This is a genomic window from Nocardioides sp. NBC_00368, from assembly GCF_036090055.1.
GTDB lineage: Bacteria > Actinomycetota > Actinomycetes > Propionibacteriales > Nocardioidaceae > Nocardioides.
In genome coordinates this window covers 5,836,585-5,861,205 of the sequence record NZ_CP107970.1, presented here as the reverse complement: position 1 = coordinate 5,861,205, position 24,621 = coordinate 5,836,585, and the positions used below count along the sequence as shown (strand labels likewise).

Sequence of the window (24,621 nt, the reverse complement as noted above, 5' to 3'; positions counted from 1 at the left end):
CGCCCGGTTCACCGGGCGGTCCCCGTCGGCATGGTTGCGGCGCGGCCGCAACATGCTCGAAACCGAGGGCGGCTAGCGTGCAGGCATGACGCGGGCGATCGTGGAGCAGTCGCGGGTGATCCACGGCTACAGGCGGGCCTACCGCATCGGCGGAGAGGGCTCCGCGATCTTGTTCATCCACGGGATCGGCGACAGCTCACGGACGTGGGACGAGGTGCTGCCCCTGTTCGCCCAGAACCACCTCGTCATCGCCCCCGACCTCCTCGGGCACGGTGACTCCGACAAGCCGCGCGCCGACTACTCGATCGGCGGGTTCGCCAACGGCATGCGCGACCTCCTGGCCGTGCTGGACGTGGAGCGGGTCACCCTGGTCGGCCACTCGCTGGGCGGAGGCGTCGCGATGCAGCTCGCCTACCAGTACCCCCATCTGGTCGAGCGGATCGTGCTGGTCTCCAACGGCGGCTCCGGGCGGGGTGTCTCGGCCTGGCTGCGCCTCGCGAGCCTGCCGCTTGCGCCGGAGCTGCTCACGCTGTTGCGGCTGCCGTTCTCACGGACCGGGTTCTCCGCCTCCCTCGCTCTGCTCCGCCGCCTGGATCACGACCTCGGCGTCGACGCCACCGACCTGGCCCGGATCTTCGACGCACTGCCCGACGCCCGCTCCCGCCAGGCCTTCGCCCGGACGCTGCGCGCGGTCGTCGACTGGCACGGCCAGGTCGTCACGATGCTCGACCGCAGCTACCTGGTCGAGGACATCCCCACGCTGATGGTCTGGGGCGACCGCGACGGAGTCGTCCCCTTCCGACATGCCGGGCAGGCGCGGCTGGCGATGCCGTACGCATCCCTCGACGTGTTCCACGGCGCCGGCCACTTCCCGTTCCGGTCCGACCCCGGGCGCTTCGTGATGACCGTGGAGCAGTTCATACGCAGCACCGCACCCGCCACATGGGACCACGATGCGTGGCAGAAGCGCCTGCGCACGGGACCGGAGCCGGAACCCGATGCGTCACGGCATCGAACGATGCCGTGACGATCTTGGACGTGTGTCGCGATCGCTACCTAGCCTCGTGAGGGTCATCCGAACGACAGGAGAACCCGTGAACCGCCGCATCCTCCAGGTAGGACCGCTCAAGCCGTCGCTGGCCGCCACGCTCACCGACCGCTACGACGCCCTGGTGCTGCCCGAGGACGACACCCGGGCCGCGTTCCTCGACGAGCACGGCCCCTCGATCGGTGCCGCGGTGACCACCGGGCGCACCGGCGTACCGGCCGACCTGATGGCGCAGCTGCCCGCGCTCGGCGCCGTCATCAACTTCGGGGTCGGCTACGACACCACCGACGTCGAGGCCGCGGCCGCGCGCGGCGTGCTGGTCGCCAACACCCCGGACGTGCTGACCGACTGCGTGGCCGACACCGCGATCGGTCTCGCCATCGACACCCTGCGCCGGCTCAGCGCCGCCGACCGGTTCGTACGCCGCGGCGACTGGCCGCAGGTCGTCACCTATCCGCTGGCTCGAAAGGTCTCGGGCAAGCGGGTCGGCATCCTCGGCCTGGGCCGGATCGGCCGGGCGATCGCGACCCGTTTCGAGGCGTTCGGCTGCCCGGTCTCCTACCACTCCCGCCACGAGGTGCCCGGCTCTCCCTACCCCTACGCCGCCTCCCCCGCCGAGCTCGCCGCCGACGTCGACATCCTGGTGCTCGCCACCTCCGGCGGCAGCGGTACGCAGCACCTCGTCGACCGTTCGGTGCTCGAGGCGCTCGGGCCCGAGGGCTACCTCGTCAACATCGCGCGCGGCTCGGTGGTGGACCAGGACGCGCTGGTCGAGCTGCTGCTCGAGGGCGGCATCGCCGGTGCCGGGCTGGATGTCTTCGCCGACGAGCCCACGGTGCCCGCGGAGCTGATGAGCCTGGACAACGTGGTGCTCCTCCCCCACCTGGCCAGCGGCACCGTCGAGACGCGTGCCGCCATGGAGCAGCTGACCCTGGACAACCTCGACCGCTGGCTCGCCGAGGGGACCGTCCTCACTCCGGTGCCGGAGGTGTCGCCTCGGGGTGCAGCGCGATCTCGGTGACCCGGTTGCCGTTCCGGGCGGCCACCTCCAGGGTGACGCCCGGAAGAGCCAGCACCTCGCCGACCTGCGGGATGTGGCCCAGCCGCGAGATGAGGTAGCCCGCGACCGTCTCGTAGCCGCCGTCTTCGAGCTCGATGCCGGTGGTGTCCGCGAAGTCCTCGATGGTCATCGCTCCGTCGACCCGGGACAGGTCGCCGTAGTCACGGATGCGCGCCTCGCCGTGGTCGTACTCGTCCTGGATGTCGCCGATCATCTCCTCGACGAGGTCCTCCAGGGTCACGATGCCGTCGGTGCCGCCGTACTCGTCGACGACCATCGCCAGGTGGGTGCCACCCTCGCGCATGGTCGCGATCGACGGGATCACCCGCTTGCTCCCGGGCAGGGCGAGCACCGGACGGCAGACGTCGCGGATCGTGCGCTGGTCGGTCGCGTCGACACCGAGCAGGTCGCGTACGTGCAGGAACCCGAGGATGTCGTCGAAGCCCTCACCGGTGACCGGGTAGCGGGAGTAGGGCAGGTCGCGGACCGCCTCGGCTGCCTCGGGAAGCGGCATCGAGGACGGCATGAAGGTGACGTCGCCGCGTGGGCGCATCACCTCCTTCAACGTCGTCTCGGTGGTGGCGAAGACGTCACGGAGGATCCGGCGCTCGTCCTCCTCGAGGTCCCGGTTGGTCGAGACCATCTCGCGCAGCTCCTCCTCCGAGACCTCCTCGGCCGAGGCCTTGGGGTCACCCCCGAGCAGGCGTACGACGGCGTCGGTGGAGACCGACAGCAGCCAGATCACCGGTCGCATCACGCTGGCGAACCGGTCCAGCACGGGCGCGACGGCCAGCGAGATGCCGGCGGCCTTCTGCAGCGCCAGCCGCTTGGGCACCAGCTCGCCCAGCACCAGGGAGAGGTAGGCGATGAACAGGGTCAGCACGATCAGCGCCGTGGTCTCGGCGAGCGCCTCCCCCATGCCGAGGCGCTCGAGGTAGGGCGCGACGTCCGGAGCGATCGTCGAGCCGCCGTAGGCCGCGGAGAGGAAGCCCGCGACGGTGACACCGATCTGCACCGCGGCCAGGAAGCGGTTGGGGTTGCGCGCGACCTCTGCCACCCTCGCTCCACGAGACCCCTGCCTCTCCATCGCCGCCAGCTGGCTCTCCCGCAGGGACACGAGCGCCAGCTCGGTCGCGGCGAAGACGCCGCCGACCAGCACGAAGACCAGCACCAGCCCGAGCGCGAGGAATGTCTGGCTGTCCATCAGGCCCGCTCACCCCTCGTGTCGAACGCGGGTGAGCGGTAGGAACTTCGAGGCCTCTTCACGAGTACGAATCTACAGCCTCGTGGCGCGTCAGCCCGACTCCGCTCCGGCGCCCTCGAGGCGAACCACGACCCCCTTCGACGTCGGGGTGTTGCTGCCCTCCGCGACGCTGTCGAGCGGCACCAGGACGTTCGTCTCCGGATAGTACGAAGCCGCCGACCCCCGGCTCGCCGGATAGGCGACCAGGGTGAACCCTGGTGCCCGCCGCTCCACCCCGTCCTCCCACACGCTGACGATGTCGACACGGTCACCGTCGGCGAGACCCAGCTCGGCGATGTCGGCCGGGTTGACCATGACGATGCGACGCGCGTGATGGATGCCGCGGTAGCGGTCGTCCATCGCGTACGGGATCGTGTTCCACTGGTCGTGGGAGCGCAGCGTCTGCAGGATCAGATGACCCGGCGGGGCCTCCAGCCAGGTCAGGTCGTTGCGCGTGAAGACGGCCTTGCCGCTGGGGGTGCGGTAGACCCCGGAGTTGACCGGGTTCGGTAGCACGAAGCCCTTCGGGTCCTTGATCCGCTCGTTGAAGTCCTCGAAGCCCGGCACCACCCGGGCGATCCGGTCGCGGACCCGGGCGTAGTCGGCCTCGAAGTCCGCCCAGCGGATGCCGTGACGGTCACCGATCGTGGCCTTCGCCAGACGCGAGACGATCGCGACCTCGCTCAGCAGGCTCTCCGAGGCCGGCGGGAGCTTGCCCCGCGTCGCGTGCACGGCGCTCATCGAGTCCTCGACGGTGACGAACTGCTCGCCGCTGGCCTGGACGTCGATGTCGCTGCGGCCCAGCGTGGGCAGGATCAGGGCGGTCTCGCCGACCACCGTGTGGGAGCGGTTGAGCTTGGTGGAGACCTGGACCGTCAGCCGGCACTTCCTCAGCGCGGCCTCGGCGACGTCGCTGTCGGAGATCGCCCGCACGAAGTTGCCGGCGACGCCCATGAAGACCTTCGCCCTCCCGTCCCGCATCGCGCGGACACCGTCGACCGAGTCGTACCCGTGCCTGCGCGGCGGGTTGAACCCGAACTCGGCGCCCAGCGCGTCGAGGAAGGAGTCGGGCATCTTCTCCCAGATGCCCATCGTCCGGTCGCCCTGCACGTTCGAGTGACCGCGGACCGGGCAGACCCCCGCCCCGGGCTTGCCGATGTTGCCGCGCAGCATGAGGAAGTTGACCACCTCACGGATCGTCGGCACCCCGTGCTTGTGCTGGGTCAGCCCCATCGCCCAGCAGACGATGACCGAGCGGCTGGCCAGCACCTGCTCGTGGACCGCCTCGATCTCCTCCCGGGTCAGACCGGTGGCCTCGAGCGCCTCCTTCCAGGTGATGGTGCGGGCGTGCTCGGCGAAGGCGTAGAACCCGGTCGTGTACTCCGCGATGTACTCCCAGTCGAGCACGCCGCCGCCGGCCTCCTGGTCGGTCTCGAGCAGACGACGGTTGAGCATCTGGAACAGCGCGAGGTCACCGCCCGGGCGGATCTGCAGGAACTGGTCCGCGATCTCGGTGCCGCGGCCGACCACGCCGCGAGCCTTCTGCGGGTTCTTGAACCGCATCAGGCCCGCCTCGGGCAGCGTGTTCACCGCGATCACCCTGCCACCGCGCTGCTTGGTCTCCTCCAGCGCCGACAACATCCGCGGATGGTTCGTGCCCGGGTTCTGCCCGACCACGAACACCAGGTCCGCGTTGTAGATGTCCTCGAGCTGGACGCTGCCCTTGCCGATCCCGAGCGTCTCGTTCAGCGCCGAACCGCTCGACTCGTGGCACATGTTCGAGCAGTCCGGCAGGTTGTTGGTGCCGTACACCCGGGCGAAGAGCTGCAGCAGGAAGGCGGCCTCGTTGTTGAGCCTGCCCGAGACGTAGAACATCGCCTCGTCGGGAGAGTCCAGGCCGTTGAGCTCCGCACCGATGGTGCGGAACGCGTCCTCCCAGCTGATCGGCTCGTAGTGGGTCGCCCCGGGCCGCTTGACCATCGGCTCGGTCAGCCGGCCCTGCTGGTTGAGCCAGTAGTCCGACCTCCCGTCGAGCTCCTCGACCGAGTGCCGCGCGAAGAACTCGCGCGTCACCCGGCGCGAGGTCGCCTCGTCCGCGATGTGCTTGGCACCGTTCTCGCAGTACTCGTTCTTGTGCCGGTGCCCGGGCTCCGGCCAGGCGCAGCCCGGGCAGTCCATCCCGCCGGCCTGGTTGAGGTTCAGCAACGTCAACGCCGTACGCCGCACCGACGTCTGCGTCAGCGAGTACTCGATCGCCTTCCGCACCGCCGGCACTCCGGCGGCCCACGTCTTCGGCTCGGTGACGCTGAGCGCGTCCACCGCATCTTCCACGGAGTACGCGCCGTCCGCGTCTCGCTTCACCACAACCGCTCCTTCGGGGACTCGTGCTAACCGGCCGACCTGGGCAGCTCGGCCTCCTCGCCGGCCTCGTCGACCAGCTCGTCGAGCTCGTCGTCGAGCTCGTCGTTCAGCTCGTCGTTCAGCTCGTCGGCGGGCGCATCGGGATCGCGGGAGACCCTGATGACGAAGTCGTCACCGTGCTCCGAGACCCCGTAGACGACCGCCTGCTCGACGGCCCGGGAGGCGTACTGGGCCCGCACGACCAGCGGGTCCTCACGGAGGTCCTTCACCAGCGAGACGCACAGCGCGATCATGACCAGCACGAACGGCACGGCCGCGACGATCGTGATGGTCTGCAGCCCGCTCAGCGCGTCGGAGCCGCCGACCAGGAGCATCACCGCGGCGACCGCACCGGTGGCGACGCCCCAGAAGATCACCGTCGGCTTCCCCGGCTCGATGGAGCCGCGCTCGGAGAGCGTGGCCATGACGATCGATGCGGCGTCCGCGCCGGAGACGAAGAAGAGCGCGACCAGGATCATGACCACCACGCTCGCGACCGTGGCGAGCGGGAAGGACTCGAGGGTGGTGAACAGCTGGGTCTCCACGCCACCCGCACCGGCGATGTCGACACCGTCCAGCTGCAGGTCGATCGCCGCACCACCGAAGACGGCGAACCAGGCGAGGCTCACCAGCGAGGGGACGAGGAGCACCCCGGTCACGAACTGGCGGATGGTCCGGCCACGCGAGATCCGCGCGATGAACATGCCCACGAAGGGAGTCCAGGAGAGCCACCAGGCCCAGTAGAAGACCGTCCAGCTCGACAGCCACGAGGCCGTCTCGGAGCCCTCGGCCGACGTACGCGCCGACATCATCGCGACCTCCTGGAAGTAGCTGCCGACGGTCGTCGGGACCAGGCTGAGGATGAAGACGGTCGGGCCGGCCACGAAGACGAACAGGGCGAGCCCGACGGCGAGCACCATGTTGATGTTGGAGAGCCACTGGATTCCCTTGGCCACACCCGAGACCGCCGAGAAGACGAAACCGATTGTCAGCACGGCGATGATCGCGACCAGGATGCCGTTGCCGGTCCGGCCGAGACCGCCGACGATCTCGAGCCCGCTGCGGATCTGGAGCGCGCCCAGGCCCAGCGACGCGGCCGACCCGAAGAGCGTCGCGAAGATCGCGAGCATGTCGATGACCTTGCCACCGGCACCGTGCGCATGACGGCCGAGGATGGGCTCGAAGACCGAGCTGATGAGCAGGCCGCGACCCTTGCGGAAGACGCTGTAGGCGATCGCGAGCCCCACCAGGGCGTAGATCGCCCAGGGGTGGATCCCCCAGTGGAAGAGGGTCGTGGCCATGGCCGTCTGGATCTTCTCCGACTGGCCGTCGCCGACCGAGCCCGGAGGAGGTGAGATGTAGTGGCTGATCGGCTCGCTGACGCCGTAGAAGATCAGGCCGATACCCATGCCGGCGCTGAACATCATCGTGACCCACGAGACCGTACGGAACTCGGGCTCCTCACCGTCCCGGCCGAGCGGGATGTTGCCGAACTTGCCGAACGCCAGCCACAGCACGAACCCGACGAACGTCGAGGCCGCGGTGACGAACAGCCACCCGAGGTTGGCCATCACCCAGGACAGCGACTTCCCCGACACCGTCGCCAGGGAGTCGGTGCTGACGAAGCCCCAGGCCAGGAAGCCGATCGCGATGACCGCGGTCACGCCGAAGACGACGCGGTCGAGTCCCCCGGCGTTCTTGGCGGGTTCCTCGGGTGGACAGTCGAGGGCCGGGTGGGTGGCCCCGTTCTGGCCGAGGGACTTGTGGCGCGGGGATACAACCGGCGAAAGGTCTCCGCCGTCTGCAGATGATCTCATGACGCACTCCGATCGAGAGCTCTTGGGATGAGCAGCATCTGGTGGTGCCAACGAGGCTCCGGGTGGCGGCACTTCAGTGGGGCGCTACGCGGTCAGACGCTGATATACTAGTCACCTTATATGTGATGCATCACACAGGCAAGGATCAGATCTCGACGACGAGCTCGAGCTCGACCGGCGAGTCCATAGGCAGCACCGAGACGCCGACCGCGGAGCGCGCATGCCGCCCCGCGTCGCCGAAAACGCTGCCGAGAAGCTCCGAGGCACCATGGGCCACCAGAGCCTGGTCGGTGAAGAGCGGGCCGGAGGCGACGTACGCCACGACCTTGACGACGCGCTTCACCTGCCCGAGATCGCCGACCTCGGACTTGATCGCGGCCAGCGCGTTGAGCGCGCACCATTGCGCACACGCCTGGCCATCGGCGAGACCGAGAGTGTCCCCCACCCTCCCGCGGGCGATCAGCTCTCCATCGCGGATCGGCAGCTGCCCCGAGGTGAAGACGAGCCTCCCCGCGCGGACCGCCGGCACATGGGTCACGACGGGCGGCGCGGTCTCGGCGACCGTCAGACCGAGGTCGAGCAGCGCGGCGTCCGGACCGAGCACGGCAGCACTCGACCTCCGGGGGCTCAACAGCCGCAGAACCCTGCTCCCTCGATCCGACATGGCCGGGATACTAACACTGATATACTAGTTGTCGATAGGTTGACTTTCAGGAAGCGAACGCATGACCCAGGCGATGGCATCGACCGCCGCGGACCTGTTCGCCGAGATGGCGAGCACCCGTCCGCGCTGCTTCTGGCTGGACGCCGGCCCCGGGGACGGGGCCGTCCACCGGCCGATCATGGGCGCTCTGCGCGACGACGACGTCTCGCTCACCTACGACGCCGCTCGGCGCGAGGTGCACCGGCACGCCGACGGAGAGACCCGTCTGGTCGGCACTGACGTCTTCACCGTCCTCGAGGACGAGCTCGCCCGCACGCCACCGGACGAGATCTGGGTGGGCTACCTCGGCTACGCATGTCGCCCGGACCTCCCGGCTCGGGCACCCCGGGCAGGACAGCCTGCGATGCCCGACGCGATCTGGATGCGTACGCGGCACACCACCACGGTCGGCCCGCCGGCGTCGCAGGCCGCCGGCCCGGCGCGACACCGGGCGGCGCGACACCGGGCGGCGCGACACCAGGCGGCGCGACACCAGGCGGTGCGGCCCGCCGGCGAGACCCCGGACCCCTACACGCGAGCCTTCGACGCGGTGCAGCGAGAGCTGCGGGCCGGCAACACGTACGAGGTGAACCTGACCCACCGGATCCAGGTGCAGGACGATCTCGACCCCGCCGTCGGGTACCTGCGCCTGCGTGAGCTCAACCCCGCCCCCTACGCCGGCTTCATCCAGCACCACGGTTTCCGGCTGCTCAGCTCCTCACCCGAGCGTTACGCCACGATCGACCGCGACCGGACGATCGAGACGCGGCCGATCAAGGGCACCACGCCACGCGGGAAGAGCGCCGCCGAGGACGACGAGCTGCGCCGCGACCTCGCCTCGAACCCCAGGTTCCGCGCCGAGAACCTGATGATCGTCGACCTCCTGCGCAACGACCTGGCGATGGTGTGCGAACCCGGCTCGGTGACGGTCCCCTCGCTGATGGCGGTCGAGTCGTACTCATCGGTCCACCAGCTCGTCACGACCGTGCGCGGCCGGCTGCGTGACGACGTCACCGGCATCGGGGCGCTGCGCGCCCTCTTCCCCGCCGGTTCGATGACCGGCGCACCGAAGCTCCGCACCATGGAGATCATCGGACGCGTCGAGACCACCGCCCGCGGCGTGTACTCCGGCGCCTTCGGATGGATCGCGCCCGACGGCCGGGCCGATCTCGGCGTCGTCATCCGGAGCCTCACCACCACCGGCGACGGCGCCTGGGAGCTCGGCACCGGAGGCGGGATCACCGTCCACTCGACCCCCGCGGAGGAGTACGCCGAAACCGGCTGGAAGGCCGAGCGGCTGCTCCAGGTGTTCGCCCCGCCGCTACCAGAAGACTGATGTATCAGACTAGGATGGTAAAAACGCACAGGCCGGAACGGACAAGTGGGGCACGACTCAATGACGGTTGACGAGATCCTGGCATCAACGGCGAACCCGCCCGCCACCTCACTAGCCGAGCAGGCCTATCTCTACATCCGCGATCGCCTGGTGATGCTCGACATCCGTCCGGGGGCACCGATCAACGACGGCCAGATCGCGGCGGCCATCGGCATGGGCCGCACCCCGGTCCGCGAGGCGATCAAACGCCTCGAGGCCGACCACCTGGTCCACTCCTTCCCCCGCCGGGGCACCTTCGCGACGACCATCGACGCGACCGAGCTCAGCGCGATCGCCGAGATCCGGCGCCAGCTCGCGCCCTTCGCGTCCCGCGCCGCCGCCGAGCGCGCCACGCCCCAGCAACGGGAGCAGATGCGCGACCTCGCGGCCCAGATCGGCAAGGGCAAGCTGGGCGACGGCGACCGCACCGCACTGATGCAGGTCGACAAGGCCGCCCACAGCCTGATCTACCGGTCCAGCGGCAACCCGCACCTCGAGGACATCCTGATCAGGTACGACAACCTCGCCATCAGGATCTGGTGGATGGTGATCGACCGGCTTCCCGATCTGGCCCACCACGTCGTCGAGCAGGCTCAGCTCCTCACCGTCGTGGCCGACGGCGACGCCGACCGGGCCGAGAAGCTCACCCTCGAGCACATCGGCAGCTTCGAGCGCGAGATCCGCCAGGTCCTCTGACGGCCCGGTGGCTGCCGGATCGGGTCGCCGACCCGACAGCCACCGGCGCTGCTCCGCTTCAGCAGTCCAGCTGGATGTCGCCCAGCGGCTTGGAGCAGCAGATCAGCACCTTCTGGTTGGCGACCTCCTTAGGCCGGATGCCGCCGTTGTGCTTCATGTCGACCTCACCGGAGAGCATCGACACCTTGCAGGTGCCGCACATGCCCTGGCCGCAGGCGGACATCGGACGCATGCCGGCGGCGATCGCCGCCTCCAGGATGGTCTCGTCCGGTCCACAGGTGATCATCTTGCCGCTGCGCGCGAACTCGATCGAGAACCCGGCAGCAGCCTCCTCCTCGGAGCCCTGCTCGATCGGCGGCGCGGCCGTCGGAGCAGGCACCTGCGGAGCGCCGAAGTCGAAGCTCTCCTCGTGGTACTTGTCCATGTCGTAGTCGAGCTCTTCGAGCAGCGACTTCGCCGAGGCCATGTAGCCCGCCGGACCGCAGATGAACGTCTCGCGCTCGTTGAGGTCAGGGGCCAGGATCTCGAGAACCGGCTTGGAGATGCGTCCCTGCAGCCCCATCCAGCGCTCCGTGGGGGCGTCACCCTCACAGATCTCCACCACCCGCAGGTTCGGCATCAGCCGCGCCATCGCCTCGAGCTCACCTCGGTAGATGATGTCGGCCGGCGTACGAGCGCTGTGGACGAAGAGGATGTCCGCCTCGGACCCGAGGTCGTAGAGCGTCCTCGTCATCGACAGCACCGGGGTGATGCCGCTCCCGGCCGAGAGGAAGAGGTACTTCGGCGCGTCCTCCTCCGGCAGGACGAACGCACCCGCCGGGGCGTGCATCGAGATCCAGTTGCCGGGCTCGAGGTTGTCGTGGAGCCAGTTCGACACCACACCGTCGGGGACCCGCTTGACCGTGATGGCCAGCCGGTCGGGCCGGGTCGGCGGCGAGGCGATCGTGTAGCAGCGCGTCATCAGCTCGCCGTCGATCTCGACCCGGATGGTGATGAACTGGCCCGCCTCGAAGTCGAAGGGACGGCGCTCGGGGGTCGTGAAGACGAAGGTCTTCACGTCATGGGTGACCGCCAGGACCTGGCTGCACACCAGGTCCATCACGTCGCTCTCGGCCCAACAGGGCTCCAGCATCCGCCGGCTGCGTACGGGCGCCGGGCGACCGTTCTGCAGGCCGAACGAGTTGGGCTCCGACACCTCGGGGATGTCGGTCTCCATGATGGTCATGTCTCCTCCCGGACTCCGGCTAGGCGTTGGCTTGGATGCGTTGGACGTACCAGGTGACGAATGCATCGACCTCACCCTCGACCTCTGAGTACGGACCAGGTACGTAGCCCGGGTCCGTCACTCCTCGCTGGGTGCCCTCGACCAGGACCCGGTCCTGGTCGTTGGTCGCACGCCAGACGGAGGTGAGCGACTCGACCGAGTAGTCGACGCCCTCGACAGCCTCCGGGTTGACCAGCCAGGTCGTCCGGACCAGGGTCCGGTCGACGGCGAGCGGGATCACCGAGAAGACGACGGCGTGGTCACCGAGGAAGTGGAACCACGAGTTGGGCTGCATGTGCAGCGACAGGTCGCCGAACCGCGGGTCCTCGATGGACCCCATCAGCTTCGCGCAGAGCTGCTGACCGTCGGGGCCGAACGAGGCGCCGGCGCCGTCGAGCGGGAGATGGGAGATCTGGAACCCCGTCGCCTTGCCCTCCAGCTGGCAGACGTCCCCGTTCGGGAAGTCGATGACCTCGCGGGCCTTCTCCAGCTCGGCCTGCGCCTCCTGGTAGCGCTCGAAGACCTGCTGCAGGCGGGGCGGCACGTCCTCGGCCTCGTAGCGGCTGATCGGGAAGTACGCCGTGAGCAGCTCCGGGTGCGAGGCGTCGCAGTGGTGACACTCGCGGTTGTTCTCCATCACCAGCTTCCAGTTGCCCTCCTCGACGATGTCGGTCTGGTGGGCGATCTTCGCCGAGGCGAGGCCGTAGGGCTTCAGGTAGGGCTCGATGAGCTCACTGACCTCGTCGAAGTCGGCCGGCGGCTCGTCGGCCAGGCAGAGGAAGACCAGCCCGCCGACCGCGCGGACGTTGACCGGCTTCAGCCCGAACTTGCCGTACTCGAACGTGTCGGCCTGCGACTCGGCGAAGATCAGACTGCCGTCGACCCGGTAGGTCCACTGGTGGTAGGGGCACACGATGTTGCCGATCGAGCCGCAACCCGAGTCGAGCAGTCGAGACCCGCGGTGGCGGCAGACGTTCCGGAAGGCGCGGACGTTCTCGTCGTCGTCGCGGACGACGATCACGGAGTGGGGTCCCAGGTCGACGGTGACGTAGTCGCCGGGGTCCGGGATCTCCGCCTCGGCGACCGCGAAGATCCAGTGCTGACCGAAGATGAGATCGAGGTCCTGCTCGTAGATCTCCGGGCTCGTGTAGAAGGGCGCCTCGAGGCCGAAGCCGGCTGCTCGCTTGTCCGCCAGGGACGCCAGCTCCCCAGGCGTCGTTTCGATGCTCATTCGCGTCACGTTGATGTCTCCCACGCTCAAACCGGGCAGATTTCCGGGTTCAGATACGGCGGTTCACCAGGCAGTAGTTGTTTCACTCTGCACAACTACTGCGTAGCGTGAAACGATTCTGCCGCGCTGAAGAAGACGCTGTCAACGGGTCGATCTGGATTCGTCCGCAGGATTTACACGCGCTTCACGACGCACGCGAAGTGGCCCGCATGCACGAGGCATGCGGGCCACTTCGAGGTGCCGATTCGTCGCCTCGGCAGGCGCAGATCACTCGGCCTTGGGGAAGCCGTTCCGCTCCGAGATCGCAGCAGCGGCGGCGAGCACGTGCTCGGCCAGCTCGGGCACCTTCTCGGACGTGATGCGGAACGACGGGCCCGAGGCCACCACAGCAGCGATCACCCCGCCACCGAGCGAACGGATCGGCGCGGCCACTCCGGTGAGACCGATCTCGTGCTCGTCGGCCGAGTAGGCGTAGCCCAGCTTCCTGAACTCGGCGAGCTGCTCCTCGAGGAGCACCGGGTCGACCACGGTCTCCTCGGTGTAGCGCTCGAGCCCACCCTCCAGGATCCGCCGGCGATCCTCCGGCGACATGGTCGCCAGGAAGACCTTGCCGGAGGCGGTGGTGTGCAGGGGGCTGCGCTGACCCACCCAGTTGACCGAGGTGATCTCGGCGCTCCCGATCACCTGGTCGATCGTGATGGCCTCCTCACCGTCGTTGATGACGATGTTGACGGTCTCGCCGACCGCGTCGGCCAGCGCCATGCAGATGGGCCGGCTGGTGACCGAGATGTCGTGCTTGCGGGTCGCGCCGGCGGCCAGCTGGATGACGCCGTAACCGAGCTGATAGTGCCCGCGAGTCGCGTTCTGCTCCACCAGTCCGCGCGCCTCGAGCGTCGCCAGCAATCGGAAGACGGTGGACTTGTGCACCCCCAGTTCCTCCGAGATCGGGGTGACACCGACAGCCCCCCGACGGGCGAGCACCTGGAGGATGGAGATGGCGCGGTCCACTGAGTGAACGGTCGTGCTCCGTGTTTCGCTCGTGTTGCTCATGCTGAAACAGTATGCCTCCCTTGGACATTTTGCTTTCGGCCACCCACCGCCGGGCAGCCGACGCGCGCGCCCCGGGTACCGCCTCTCGAGCCTCCGAAATCGAACGGATCAGGGTCTTGATGCCGACGCCTTCGACGGTCTAGTTTGTTTCATATAGCGCTGCTGTTTCGCTATGAGAAACATCCGTGCAACCTGAGTACGCCGGACGCCCCCATCCGGGGGCAGGAAGAAGAGACGCCATGGCAGACAACAGAGTCGTCGTCTACAAGGGGCCGGGAGAGGTGGCCGTCGAGACCATCGACTACCCGAAGCTGGAGCTCCCCCAGGATGTCGTCAGCGGTCTCGGCATCAAGCGTGCGGCACCGCACGCGGTGATCCTCAAGCTCGTGACCAGCAACATCTGCGGCAGCGACCAGCACATGGTGCGCGGCCGGACGACCGCCCCGGTCGGCCAGACCCTCGGCCACGAGATCACCGGCGAGATCGTCGAGATCGGCGACGACGTCCTCTTCCACGAGGTCGGCGACATCTGCTCGGTCCCGTTCAACATCGCGTGCGGTCGTTGTCGCATGTGCAACGAGGGCAAGACCGGGATCTGTCTCAACGTGAACCCGGCGCGGGCCGGCGCGGCGTACGGCTATGTGGACATGGGCGGCTGGCTCGGTGGCCAGGCGGAGTACGTCATGGTCCCCTTCGCCGACTTCAACCTGCTGAAGTTCCCCGACCGCGACCAGGCCCTGGAGAAGATCCTCGACCTGACGATGCTCTCCGACATCTTCCCGACCGGCTACCACGGCGCCTACACCGCCGGTGTCACGACCGGGTCGACGGTGTACGTGGCGGGCGCGGGCCCGGTCGGGCTCGCCGCGGCGTACTCGGCCCAGCTGCTCGGCGCCTCGACCGTCATCGTCGGCGACATGAACGCGGACCGGCTCAAGCAGGCCGCCAGCTTCGGCTGCGAGACCGCGGACCTGTCCTCCGGTGACGCCCTGGCGGACATCATCGCGGACATCCTCGGCGAGCCGGTCGTGGACGCCGCCGTCGACGCGGTCGGCTTCGAGGCACGCGGCCACGGCCGCGACGCCGCCGAGCAGCCCGCCACCGTCCTCAACGACATCATGGACGTCGCCCGTGCCGGCGCCTCGCTCGGCATCCCCGGCCTGTACGTCACCGGCGACCCGGGCGCCGTCGACGACGCCGCCAAGCAGGGCCAGATCGGCGTCCGGCTCGGCCTGGGCTGGGCCAAGTCGCACACGTTCGTGACCGGCCAGTGCCCGGTCAAGCAGTACAACCGCCAGCTGATGAACCTGATCCTCGCGGACAAGGCCCACATCGCCGACGCCGTCAACGCGAAGACGATCAGCCTCGACGAGGCCCCGGCCGGCTACGCCGCCTTCGACCAGGGCGCGGCGACGAAGTACGTCATCGACCCGCACGGCATGGTGAGCTGACGCCACCGGAGAGCATGACGGTTCTGCCCCTGGCCACGACGGCCAGGGGCAGAACCGATTTCACAGGCCCGATTTCCAGGTCCCGCCTTTCACAGGCCCAACAGGCCGCGTGCCTCACCCACGGTGACCACGGAGCCGGTGACCAGCACCTGAGCTCCACCTTCCTCGGACAGCGCCGAGGCCGTCCGGACGGCCTCGAGGAGGGCATGGCCGAGATGCCCGATCTCCACGACCCGATCCGAACCCAGAACGGCTCGTGCGGCGGCACCGGTGTCCTGGGCCGACAGCGACCGCGGGCTGCTGTTCCGGGTGCAGATCATCGTGGTCACCACGGGCTCGAGCTCGGCGAGCATGCCGGCCAGGTCCTTGTCGCCCATCGCGGCGACCACGGCGACGGTCGGTCGGTGGCCCAGGTCGGCGAGGCCTGCTGCCAGCGCCCGGGCGCCGTCGGGGTTGTGGGCAGCGTCGAGGACCACGGCCGGTGTTCCGGGCAGCACCTCCAGCCGGCCGGGCGATCTGGCCGACCCCAGCGCCCGTCGCAGTACGTCCAGCGGGATCGCGTCCTCCAGGAGGGCCTCGACGCTCGCGATGGCGACCACCGCGTTGTACGCCTGGTGGCGCCCGTGCAGGGACAGCGGGATCTCGGGATAGTGACCCGCGAGGCCGTCGACCGAGATGACCTGGCCGCCGCCGGAGGCCCGGCGTCCGCGCAGTCCGAAGTCACGCCCCTCGACCATGAGTCTCGCCAGATGCGCGTCGGCGTGGGCCCGGAGGAGCTGCTCGACCTCGGGGGTCTGACGTGCCGTCACGGCGAAGGCACCGGGTTTGATGATCCCCGCCTTCTCGGCGGCGATGTCGAGCCTGGTCGGGCCCAGGTGGTCGACGTGGTCGAGGCCGATCGGGAGGATCGCGGCGACCTCGGCGTCGATGACGTTGGTCGCGTCCCACATGCCACCCATGCCGACCTCGACGGCAGCGACGTCGATGCCAGCGGTCGAGAACGCCTGGTAGGCCATGGCGACCGTCATCTCGAAGAACGACAGCGGTGTGGCACTCCCCCGATCCACCGCGTCGGCCGCGGGCAGGACGTCGAGGTAGGCCCGGACGAACGCGTCGGGCGGGATCAGCCCGCCGCCGATGCTGATCCGCTCCCGGATGTCGGTGAGATGGGGGCTGGTGAACCTGCCGACCGTCGAGCCCAGCTCGAGCAGGATCGCCTCCACCATCCGCGCGGTGCTCGTCTTGCCGTTGGTGCCGGTGATGTGGATCGAACGGTAGCTGCGCTGCGGCCGGCCGAGCGCGTCCGTCACCGCGCGGATGCGCTCCAGGGAGGGAGCGATCCGGGTCTCGGGCCAGCGGGCGAGGAGTCGGCGCTCCACCTCGGCGACATCGAGGTCGATCGTTGTGTCCGTCATCGGGGATCACCACCCAGGCGGGCCAGCAGGTCCCGGCGCCAGGCCTCGGTCTCGGCGACCTGGTTGAACGTGAACAGGTGCAGTCCGGAGACCGCGGCCTCGGCACCGGCCAGCTCCGGGGCGGCGCGCATGAGGAACCGCTCCGGCGAGTAGCCGCCGGGCGCGGCGATGCGCGCGAAGATCCGCTTGTTCTTGGCGAGGAACCTCGTCGACTCCCCCACACCGATCTTGGTGGCCATCGTGAGGAGCTTGGCGCGCTCGACGGGGCCGGGCAGCCCCACGATGATCGGCGTCGTGACGCCTCGAGCGCGCACGCGGCGTACCCAGTCGGTGAGGGCTCGGTCGTCGAAGGTGAGGTTGCTGACGATCTCGGTGGCGTGGTGGCGCTTGTCCCACATCGCCTGCACCAGCCGGTCGTGGATGATCGTCGGGTGATCCTCCGGGTAGCCGGCGACGCCGACGTGGCGGAACGGGTCGCCGAGGTCGACGAGGGCCTCGAGGAGCTCCAGCGCACCGGGGAACGGCCCGGGTTGCTCCGCGTCACCGGCGGGCACGAAGACCTTCTCGATGCCGGCCGCCTTCAGGCGGCCGGTGATGTCGGCGAGCTCGGCACGGCTCGAGACCATGCGTGCGGCGAGGTGGGGCACCACGTCGTAGCCGTGTCCGGCGAGCCGGATCGAGAGGTCCACGGTCCGCTCCAGGCCCTTGGCCGGGGAGGCGGTCACGGTGACGGTCCGGCCGGTGGGAAGCGCGGTGGTGACGACCTCCTCGATCGTCGCGGTCGGCAGGATCTCGTAGCGCGCGTCGAGCAGCAGGCGACGTACGACCGCGGCGGCCGAGCGGCGGCTCACCGCTCCCCCGTTCGGGCTCCGACCAGCCCGGTGGCGACCGCGGAGGTACGCAGGCGCGCAGCCACCCTGGAGGCGGCCGCGGCGCCGGAGACCGCGTGGACGCGTACGCCCCAGGCGCCTTCGGCCGCCGCGATCGCGGCGACGGCGTCCGACGCCTCGTCACGGTCGGCCGGCACGTCCGGGGAACGTCGTCCGTACGACGCGGCCTCGGCGAGGAAGCGCTTGCGGGAGGCTCCGACGAGGATCGGGAAGCCGAGATCTCGCAGCCTCGCGAGGGAGGCGAGCAGCTCCCAGGACTGGGTGGCGTTCTTCGCAAAACCCAGGCCCGGATCGAGGACGATGCGCTCAGCGCGCACTCCGGCGCGGAGTGCGGCCTCGACCCGGCCGCGGAGCTCGGTGCAGACGTCGTCGACGACCGAGTCGTAGTAGCAGAAGTCGTCCATCCGGGTGGAGTGCGCCCGCCAGTGCATGAGTACGCAGGTGACGTCCGCCTCCGCGAGGAAGGGCAGCATCTCGGGATCGGCGAGCCCGCCCGAGACGTCGTTGACGATGACCGCTCCGGCCGCGACCGCCTGCCGGGCGACCGAGGCGCGCATGGTGTCGACCGAGACCGGGAACCCGCTCCGGACCAGGCCCTCGACCACCGGGACGACGCGGGCCAGCTCCTCGGCCTCGCTGGCCCGTTGGGCGCCGGGCCGGGTGGACTCGCCGCCGACGTCGAGGATGTCGGCGCCGTCGCGGACGAGCTCGTGGCCCCGGCGTACGGCGGCGTCGACGTCGAGGAACCGGCCACCGTCCGAGAAGGAGTCGGGGGTGACGTTGATGATGCCCATCACCTGGCACCGCTGAGCGGTGTCGGTGGCCAGCTGGGTGGCAGTCATGTCAGCGCTCCGACGATCGCCTCCCTGGCAGCCAGCTGCTGCTCGGCGATCTCGACGATGTTGGTCAGCAGCATGGCGCGCGTCATCGGCCCGACCCCGCCGGTGGCGCCGGTCATCTTGCCGGCGACGACGTCGACGTTCGGGTCGACGTCGCCCAGGATGCCCTCGATGGTGCGGGTGATGCCGACGGACAGAACCGTGGCACCGGGGCTGACCCAGTCGGGCTTGACCAGGTGCGCCACGCCCGCCGCGGCGACGATGACGTCCGAGGCGCGCGCGTGGGCGGCGACGTCACGGGTCTCGATGTTGCACAGGGTGACGGTGGCGTGCTCGGTGGGTCGGGTGAGCATGAGCCCGAGCGGCCGGCCGACGGTCAGGCCGCATCCGATGACGCAGAACCGCTGGCCGGTGATCGGCACGTCATGCTGCCGCAGCAGCTCGATGATCCCGCGCGGCGTGCACGGCAACGGGGCCGGGGTGCCGAGCACCAGCTTGCCGAGGTTGGTGGGGTGGAGGCCGTCGGCATCCTTGTCCGGGTCGATGAGCTCCAGGACCCGGTGGGTGTCGACGTGCGGCGGGAGCGGCAGCTGGACGATGAAGCCGGTGCAGGCCGGATCCTCGTTGAGCTGCTGCACCGCGGCCTCGATCTCGGCCTGCGTCGCGCTCGCGGGCAGCTCGATCCGGATCGAGGCGATGCCCACCTCGGCGCAGTCGCGGTGCTTGCCCGCGACGTAGGAGTGGGAGCCGGGGTCGTCGCCGACGAGGATGGTGCCGAGACCGGGGTCGATCCCGGCCTCGTGCAGGGCCTTCACCCGCACGGTCAGCCCGGCCTTCAGCTCGGCAGCGACGCGCTTGCCGTCGATCTTTGCTGCGGTCGTCATGCGCTTCTCCTTCTCGCGAGGCCCTCAGCACTCGATGACGTTGACGGCGAGGCCTCCGCGGGAGGTCTCCTTGTACTTGATCTTCATGTCCGCCCCGGTCTCGCGCATGGTCTTGATCGCGGCGTCGAGGGACACCCGGTGGCTGCCGTCGCCGCGGGCCGCGATGCGGGCGGCGTTGATGGCCTTGTTGCTGGCGATGGCGTTGCGCTCGATGCAGGGGATCTGTACGAGACCGCCGACGGGGTCGCAGGTGAGGCCGAGGTTGTGCTCGATGCCGATCTCGGCGGCGTTCTCGACCTGCTCCGGGGTGCCGCCCAGCACCTCGCACAGCGCCCCCGCGGCCATCGCGCAGGCCGAGCCGACCTCACCCTGGCAGCCGACCTCGGCGCCGGAGATCGACGCGTTGATCTTGAACAGGATCCCGATGGCAGCGGCGGCGAGGAGGAACCTGACGATCCCGTCCTCGTCCGCGCTGGGCACGAACTTCTCGTAGTAGTGGAGCACGGCCGGGACGATGCCCGCGGCACCGTTGGTCGGGGCGGTCACGATCCGGCCACCCGAGGCGTTCTCCTCGTTGACGGCCAGGGCGAAGAGATTGACCCAGTCCATCGCCCGGAGCGGGTCGGTCTCGTCCGTGGAGGCGTGCAGGTGGGCGTACAGGCCGGGGGCACGTCGCGGGACCTTCAGCCCACCGGGCAGGGTGGGCTCGACCCGGGTGCAGCCGTTGTGCACGCACTCCTGCATGACCGACCAGATGTGCAGCAGCTCGCCGCGCACCTCGTCCTCGGTACGCCACGCGAGCTCGTTGGCCAGCATGACGTCGCTGATGCCCAGGCCTGACTCGGCACAGACCGCGAGCAGCTCGGCCCCGGTGGTGAACGGGTACGGGATCGGGGTCGAGTCCTCGACGATCCGGTCGGCGCCGGCGGCGTCCTCGTCCACGACGAACCCGCCGCCGACCGAGTAGTAGGTGCTCTCCTGAAGCACGTCCCCGGTGGCGCCGAACCCTCGGAAGATCATCCCGTTGGGGTGTGCGGGCAGCGTCCGGGTGCGGTGCATGACCACGTCGTCGGCCTCGAACTCGATGTCCCGCGCCCCCGACAGCCGCAGCCGGCGGGTGGCACGGACCTCGGCCACCCGAGCGTCCGCGTTGTCGGTGTCGACGGTCTCGGGACGGTTGCCCTCGAGACCGAGGATGACCGCCTTGTCGGAGCCGTGGCCGTGGCCGGTGGCACCGAGCGAACCGAACAGCTCCACCTGGACGCGGGCGACGGCGTCGAGCAGCGACCCCGCCTTCAGCGCATCGGTGAACTGCACCGCCGCGCGCATCGGGCCGACCGTGTGGGACGACGACGGCCCGATGCCGACGGAGAACATGTCGAAGACGCTGAGTGCCATCAGCCCGATCCCAGACGCCGGATCGAGCTTGTCGAGATCACCTTGAACTCGGCCATGGCGTCGATCAGCCAGCGACCCAGGAAGTCGGCGTACGAGGCACGCGGCAGGATCCGGTAGGAGTCGGCCTCGACCTTCCAGAGGATCACCGGGACACGTCCGATGTTGGTGACGACCGCCGTGCCCGACGCGTGGGCCCGCGGATGGAGGTCGAGCGGGCAGCCCTTCTCCAGGACGGCCCGCGCGGACGGGCCCTCGAGCCGGAGGGTGGTGCGGTTGGCCGACAGGTCGACCACCGCGGCGCCACCCTCGGAGACGCCCGCGCGCAGGTACGACACCAGGGTGGAGCCGGCCACGCTCTGCGAGATGACCAGGAACTCGTCGGGCGAGAGCCACAGGACGACCACGTCGTGGCCGGTGGCGACCTCGCCGCATCGCTCGGGCAGCTCGGCACCCAGGATCTTGGCCAGGCGCGCCCGGTCGGGCGAGCCGACCGGCACCCGCAGGCCGACCATGGTGAGGAACTGCTCCTCGCGCACCCGCACCCCGAGGGCTCCGGTGACGCCGGCGTCGACGAAGGCGCCGTGGAGGTGCTGGGCCGGGCTGACGCGCAGACCGGAGATCGTCTTGTCGAGCGGCTCGATCGTGGTCTCAACCATCGCGGCGGCTTCCTTCCGGGTCGTAGAGGACGGTTTCAGCGACGACGACGTCGACCAGTCGGTCTCCGACCGGCGCGACGAGGGTCTGGCCGATGCGGTTGCGGCCATCCTTGATGAGTGCCAGGGCGAACGAGCGCCCGAGCGCGGCACTGTGATAGCTCGAGGTCACGTGGCCGAGCATCGGCACCGGTCCGTCGGCAGGGGTGATCGGCGTACCGGCCTCGACGAGCTGCGTGCCCTCGGGCAGCCGGAAGGACTTGTCGACGGGCAGCACCGAGACGAGGTGCTTGCGGTCGGTGCGAGAGGTGTCGGCCCGGCTGTAGGAGCGCTTGCCGACGAAGTCCTTCGCCTTGGAGACGATCCACTCCATGCCGGCGTCCTGCGGGGTGACCGTGCCGTCGGTGTCCTGGCCGACGATCGGGTAGCCCTTCTCGGCCCGGAGCACGTGCATGGTCTCGGTGCCGTACGGGGTGATCGCCCATTCCTGACCGGCGGCGTGGATCTCCTTCCACACCTGCGGACCGAACCAGGTCTCGACGTTGACCTCGAAGGCGAGCTCGCCGGAGAAGGAGATCCGGCACACCCGCGCCGGGATGCCCGAGGCGAGCGTGGTCTCGCGGAACGTCATGAACGGGAACGCCTCGTTGCTGACATCGAGGTCCGGCGCGATCTTGGCGATCACCTCGCGAGACCTGGGGCCGACGACGGCGACGGTGGCCCACTGCTCGGTCACCGAGGTGAAGCTGACGTCCAGGCTCGGCCACTCGGTCTGGTGCCACTCCTCGAGCCAGTCGAGGACCTTGGCGGCGCCGCCGGTGGTCGTCGTCATGAAGTAGCGACCCTCGTCGATGCGGAGCGTGACACCGTCGTCGAACATCATCCCGTCGGGCGTGCACATGACGCCGTAGCGGGCGGAGCCGGGGGCGAGCTTCTTGAAGGCGTTGGTGTAGATCCGGTTGAGGAACTCACCGGCGTCGCTCCCCCACACCTCGATCTTGCCCAGGGTGGTCGCGTCCATCATGCCCACGGACTCGCGGACCGCGGCACACTCACGGAGCACGGCCTCGTCGAGCGACTCGCCGTCCTGCGGGTAGTACCAGGGCCGCAGCCACTGCCCCACGATCTCCATCTCGGCACCGTGCGCGACGTGCCACGGGTGGATCGAGGTCAGCCGGGCCGGGTCGAACAGGTCGCCCCGCTCGCGACCGGCGAGCGCGACGAACGGGACCGGAGCGTACGGAGCGCGGTACGTCGTCGTGCCGATCTCGCCGGGGCTGCGACCGTCGTTGAGGGCGGCCGCGATGACCCCGATGGCATTGACCCCGGAGGTCTTGCCCTGGTCGTTGGCGGTGCTGATCGAGGTGTAGCGCTTGATGTGCTCGACGCTGCGCATGCCGGCGCCGGTCGCACGCAGTACGTCGTGCACGGTCTGGTCGCGCTGGAGGTCGACGAAGTGGTCGACCAGATCGTCGAGCGCGACGCCGTCCTCGGCGACGAGCCACAGGGCGCGGGTGGTGCCGCTGCCGGTCGCCGCGGGAAGCGGGTCTGCCGGGGCCTCTGCCGAGCCGATGAAGCCGGTGGCGCGCAGCGCGGTCGCGGCTGCGTACCGGCCCTCGGCGAGACACGCCTCGAGGGTGTAGCTGCCCCGGGCAGACCCCACGATCTGCTGGTCGGCGACCTCGCCGTCGGGGACGAACCCGGCTAGGTTCTCGTCCCAGCGGACCTTGCCCTGGCGCTGGCTGTGCAGGTGGACGACCGGGCTCCAGCCGCCGGCCACGGCGACGGTGTCGCAGGCGATCTCTCGCCGCTCGCCGACCGCGGCGCCGTCGGCGTCGATCGCCGACACGATCGCGGCAGTGACCCGAGGGTCACCGGCGGTGTCGAGGACGGCGGAGCCGAGGACGACCTCGATGCCGGCCTCCTCGGCGCGACGCGCGGCCTCCGACCGCTCGGGGCGGGCGTCGACGACGGCCGCCACGGCGACCCCGGCGTCGGCCAGGTCGGCGGCGACCTCGTAGGCACTGTCGTTGGTCGTCGCGAGCAGGATGTCGGAGCCCGCCGCGACGCCGTAGCGGTTCAGGTAGGTGCGGACCGCGGAGGCGAGCATGACACCGGGGCGGTCGTTGTTGGCGAACACCAGCGGACGCTCATGGGCGCCGGTCGCGATGATCACCTGCTGGGCCCGGATGTGCCACAGGCGCTGACGCGACAGCCCGTCGAGCGTCGCCTTGGCGGCCGCGTCGAGGTGGTCCAGCCGGCTCTGGAGCGCGATCACGTAGTTGGCGTCGTAGCTGCCGAAGGCGTTGGTGCGGGTGAGCACGGTGACCTCGGGGGCGGCGGAGAGCTCCTCGGCGACGCCGCGCAGCCAGGTCTCGCTGTCGACGCCTTCGATGTCGAGGTCGCGGGCGGAGAGCAGCGACCCACCGAGCTCGGGCTGGTCGTCGACGAGGATCACCCGGGCGCCGGAGGCCGCGGCGGTGCGAGCCGCGGTGAGCCCGGTCGGGCCGGCGCCGATGACGAGCACGTCGGTGTGGACGTACTTCTTGTCATAGATCGCGGTGTCGTCGGCGGGGTCGAGCTCGCCGAGGCCGCTGAGGTAGTCGGCCTGGAGCCCGTCGACGAGTTCGACGGCCGTGGCCGGCAGCATCGACTCGGCGACGGCGTCACCCGGGCGACGCAGCCTGACCAGTGCATTGGACTCCTCGACCCCGGCGGCGAGGACGCCGCGAGGGCGCTGCCGGTAGAGGGAGGGGCCGCACTCGAGCACGCCGTTGGCGATCAGCGCGGAGGCGAGGGTGTCACCGGCGTGGCCGGCGTACTCCTGACCGTCGACATGGAAGGTGAGACGGGTCGATCGGTCGATGCGGCCGCCGTCCGTGAGGCGGTGCGACGTCGTGCTCACTGCGAGCCTCCATCCAGGGTCGGGCGTGGTTCGCCGGGCCGGTAGACGGCGGCGATGCGGTAGGTGACGGTGTCACGAAGGACGTTGAACCACTTGCGGCATCCGGAGCTGTGGACCCAGCGCTCGGCGTAGATGCCCTTGGTGTTCTCGCGGTAGAAGAGGTAGCGACCCCACTCCTCGTCGCTGAGGGTGTTCGGGTCCTCCGGGTAGGGGACGTGCGCCTGACCGCCGTAGTGGAACTCGGTCTCGTCGCGGGGCCCGCAGTCGGGGCAGCTGATGAGGATCATCGTCGGCTCCTT

At 69.7% G+C, this 24,621-nt stretch carries 20 protein-coding genes; 5 read left to right on the top strand and 15 right to left on the bottom strand.

The genetic code is table 11. The annotated features are described in order from the left end of the window. Positions 1–85 precede the first annotated feature (85 nt). Both OG984_RS28030 and OG984_RS28025 read left to right on the top strand, forming a co-directional pair. Entirely contained in the window at positions 86–1,027 is a 942-nt protein-coding gene (locus tag OG984_RS28030; protein ID WP_328529361.1) for an alpha/beta fold hydrolase, read from the top strand. Positions 1,028–1,094: 67 nt separating this feature from the next. Beyond that, entirely contained in the window at positions 1,095–2,069 is a 975-nt protein-coding gene (locus OG984_RS28025) for a 2-hydroxyacid dehydrogenase (protein ID WP_328529360.1), read from the top strand. Here OG984_RS28025 and OG984_RS28020 read toward each other — a convergent pair. From OG984_RS28020 to OG984_RS28005, 4 genes are all read right to left on the bottom strand, one after another. Further along, positions 2,020–3,312 (bottom strand): hemolysin family protein, encoded by a 1,293-nt coding sequence (locus OG984_RS28020; RefSeq protein WP_328529359.1) that lies wholly within the window; start codon positions 3,310–3,312, stop codon positions 2,020–2,022. The two genes, OG984_RS28025 and OG984_RS28020, sit on opposite strands and share 50 nt — an antisense overlap. 90 nt (positions 3,313–3,402) lie before the next feature. Next, complete coding sequence (locus OG984_RS28015; RefSeq protein WP_328529358.1) at positions 3,403–5,712, bottom strand: FdhF/YdeP family oxidoreductase; 2,310 nt, start codon at positions 5,710–5,712, stop codon at positions 3,403–3,405. Between the two features lie 26 nt (positions 5,713–5,738). Further along, positions 5,739–7,568 (bottom strand): BCCT family transporter, encoded by a 1,830-nt coding sequence (locus OG984_RS28010; RefSeq protein ID WP_328529357.1) that lies wholly within the window; start codon positions 7,566–7,568, stop codon positions 5,739–5,741. A gap of 145 nt (positions 7,569–7,713) precedes the next feature. Beyond that, positions 7,714–8,172 carry a RidA family protein gene (locus OG984_RS28005; protein ID WP_328529356.1) on the bottom strand — a complete coding sequence of 153 codons (459 nt, stop codon included), beginning with the start codon at positions 8,170–8,172 and terminating at the stop codon, positions 7,714–7,716. Between the two features lie 121 nt (positions 8,173–8,293). Here OG984_RS28005 and OG984_RS28000 point away from each other — a divergent pair, with 121 nt between their 5' ends. Together OG984_RS28000 and OG984_RS27995 are read left to right on the top strand one after the other, a co-directional pair. Next, complete coding sequence (locus tag OG984_RS28000) at positions 8,294–9,607, top strand: anthranilate synthase component I family protein (protein ID WP_328529355.1); 1,314 nt, start codon at positions 8,294–8,296, stop codon at positions 9,605–9,607. Between the two features lie 60 nt (positions 9,608–9,667). Beyond that, a complete protein-coding gene (locus OG984_RS27995) occupies positions 9,668–10,342 on the top strand; it encodes a GntR family transcriptional regulator (protein ID WP_328529354.1) in 675 nt (224 codons plus the stop codon). Between the two features lie 58 nt (positions 10,343–10,400). Here the strand turns inward: OG984_RS27995 and OG984_RS27990 are convergent, their stop codons facing one another. The 3 genes from OG984_RS27990 to OG984_RS27980 all read right to left on the bottom strand — a co-directional run bounded on the left by OG984_RS27990 (position 10,401) and on the right by OG984_RS27980 (position 13,887). Next, positions 10,401–11,567: a hybrid-cluster NAD(P)-dependent oxidoreductase gene (locus OG984_RS27990; protein ID WP_328529353.1), complete on the bottom strand. Its 1,167-nt coding sequence runs from the start codon at positions 11,565–11,567 to the stop codon at positions 10,401–10,403. Positions 11,568–11,586: 19 nt separating this feature from the next. After that, the gene (locus OG984_RS27985) at positions 11,587–12,837 is read right to left on the bottom strand and encodes an aromatic ring-hydroxylating oxygenase subunit alpha (protein WP_328529352.1); all 1,251 of its coding nucleotides are present in this window, start codon (positions 12,835–12,837) and stop codon (positions 11,587–11,589) included. Between the two features lie 267 nt (positions 12,838–13,104). Beyond that, positions 13,105–13,887 (bottom strand): IclR family transcriptional regulator, encoded by a 783-nt coding sequence (locus tag OG984_RS27980; RefSeq protein ID WP_328529351.1) that lies wholly within the window; start codon positions 13,885–13,887, stop codon positions 13,105–13,107. Between the two features lie 239 nt (positions 13,888–14,126). Here OG984_RS27980 and fdhA point away from each other — a divergent pair, with 239 nt between their 5' ends. After that, positions 14,127–15,338: a formaldehyde dehydrogenase, glutathione-independent gene (fdhA, locus tag OG984_RS27975; RefSeq protein ID WP_328529350.1), complete on the top strand. Its 1,212-nt coding sequence runs from the start codon at positions 14,127–14,129 to the stop codon at positions 15,336–15,338. An 89-nt stretch (positions 15,339–15,427) separates the two neighbouring features. Here the strand turns inward: fdhA and OG984_RS27970 are convergent, their stop codons facing one another. From OG984_RS27970 to OG984_RS27935, 8 genes are read right to left on the bottom strand one after another with little or no spacing between them, the layout of a single operon-like run. Next, the gene (locus OG984_RS27970) at positions 15,428–16,753 is read right to left on the bottom strand and encodes a bifunctional folylpolyglutamate synthase/dihydrofolate synthase (protein ID WP_328529349.1); all 1,326 of its coding nucleotides are present in this window, start codon (positions 16,751–16,753) and stop codon (positions 15,428–15,430) included. After that, positions 16,750–17,604 (bottom strand): methylenetetrahydrofolate reductase, encoded by an 855-nt coding sequence (locus OG984_RS27965; protein ID WP_328529348.1) that lies wholly within the window; start codon positions 17,602–17,604, stop codon positions 16,750–16,752. The genes OG984_RS27970 and OG984_RS27965 overlap by 4 nt, the downstream gene beginning before the upstream one ends. Then, entirely contained in the window at positions 17,601–18,485 is an 885-nt protein-coding gene (gene folP, locus OG984_RS27960; RefSeq protein ID WP_328529347.1) for a dihydropteroate synthase, read from the bottom strand. Before folP ends, OG984_RS27965 begins: the two co-directional genes overlap by 4 nt. After that, positions 18,482–19,366: a bifunctional methylenetetrahydrofolate dehydrogenase/methenyltetrahydrofolate cyclohydrolase gene (locus tag OG984_RS27955; protein ID WP_328529346.1), complete on the bottom strand. Its 885-nt coding sequence runs from the start codon at positions 19,364–19,366 to the stop codon at positions 18,482–18,484. The genes folP and OG984_RS27955 overlap by 4 nt, the downstream gene beginning before the upstream one ends. 24 nt (positions 19,367–19,390) lie before the next feature. Further along, on the bottom strand, positions 19,391–20,764 hold the full coding sequence (locus OG984_RS27950) for an L-serine ammonia-lyase (RefSeq protein WP_328529345.1): 1,374 nt from the start codon (positions 20,762–20,764) through the stop codon (positions 19,391–19,393). Further along, positions 20,764–21,420 (bottom strand): sarcosine oxidase subunit gamma, encoded by a 657-nt coding sequence (locus OG984_RS27945; protein WP_328529344.1) that lies wholly within the window; start codon positions 21,418–21,420, stop codon positions 20,764–20,766. Before OG984_RS27945 ends, OG984_RS27950 begins: the two co-directional genes overlap by 1 nt. Next, on the bottom strand, positions 21,413–24,322 hold the full coding sequence (locus tag OG984_RS27940) for an FAD-dependent oxidoreductase (protein WP_328529343.1): 2,910 nt from the start codon (positions 24,320–24,322) through the stop codon (positions 21,413–21,415). Before OG984_RS27940 ends, OG984_RS27945 begins: the two co-directional genes overlap by 8 nt. Next, complete coding sequence (locus OG984_RS27935) at positions 24,319–24,609, bottom strand: sarcosine oxidase subunit delta (RefSeq protein WP_328529342.1); 291 nt, start codon at positions 24,607–24,609, stop codon at positions 24,319–24,321. Before OG984_RS27935 ends, OG984_RS27940 begins: the two co-directional genes overlap by 4 nt. Between the last annotated feature and the right edge of the window lie 12 nt (positions 24,610–24,621).

What these genes read in the sequence shown, in the direction of transcription:
- OG984_RS27990 (WP_328529353.1), bottom strand. Translation starts at nt 11,567, where the DNA reads ATGACCATCATGGAGACCGACATCCCCGAGGTGTCGGAGCCCAACTCG.
- OG984_RS28030 (WP_328529361.1), top strand. Translation starts at nt 86, where the DNA reads ATGACGCGGGCGATCGTGGAGCAGTCGCGGGTGATCCACGGCTACAGG.
- OG984_RS28020 (WP_328529359.1), bottom strand. Translation starts at nt 3,312, where the DNA reads ATGGACAGCCAGACATTCCTCGCGCTCGGGCTGGTGCTGGTCTTCGTG.
- OG984_RS27950 (WP_328529345.1), bottom strand. Translation starts at nt 20,764, where the DNA reads ATGGCACTCAGCGTCTTCGACATGTTCTCCGTCGGCATCGGGCCGTCG.
- OG984_RS27985 (WP_328529352.1), bottom strand. Translation starts at nt 12,837, where the DNA reads ATGAGCATCGAAACGACGCCTGGGGAGCTGGCGTCCCTGGCGGACAAG.
- OG984_RS27980 (WP_328529351.1), bottom strand. Translation starts at nt 13,887, where the DNA reads ATGAGCAACACGAGCGAAACACGGAGCACGACCGTTCACTCAGTGGAC.
- OG984_RS27970 (WP_328529349.1), bottom strand. Translation starts at nt 16,753, where the DNA reads ATGACGGACACAACGATCGACCTCGATGTCGCCGAGGTGGAGCGCCGA.
- OG984_RS28000 (WP_328529355.1), top strand. Translation starts at nt 8,294, where the DNA reads ATGACCCAGGCGATGGCATCGACCGCCGCGGACCTGTTCGCCGAGATG.
- OG984_RS28010 (WP_328529357.1), bottom strand. Translation starts at nt 7,568, where the DNA reads ATGAGATCATCTGCAGACGGCGGAGACCTTTCGCCGGTTGTATCCCCG.
- folP (WP_328529347.1), bottom strand. Translation starts at nt 18,485, where the DNA reads ATGACTGCCACCCAGCTGGCCACCGACACCGCTCAGCGGTGCCAGGTG.
- OG984_RS27935 (WP_328529342.1), bottom strand. Translation starts at nt 24,609, where the DNA reads ATGATCCTCATCAGCTGCCCCGACTGCGGGCCCCGCGACGAGACCGAG.
- OG984_RS27995 (WP_328529354.1), top strand. Translation starts at nt 9,668, where the DNA reads ATGACGGTTGACGAGATCCTGGCATCAACGGCGAACCCGCCCGCCACC.
- OG984_RS27955 (WP_328529346.1), bottom strand. Translation starts at nt 19,366, where the DNA reads ATGACGACCGCAGCAAAGATCGACGGCAAGCGCGTCGCTGCCGAGCTG.
- OG984_RS27945 (WP_328529344.1), bottom strand. Translation starts at nt 21,420, where the DNA reads ATGGTTGAGACCACGATCGAGCCGCTCGACAAGACGATCTCCGGTCTG.
- fdhA (WP_328529350.1), top strand. Translation starts at nt 14,127, where the DNA reads ATGGCAGACAACAGAGTCGTCGTCTACAAGGGGCCGGGAGAGGTGGCC.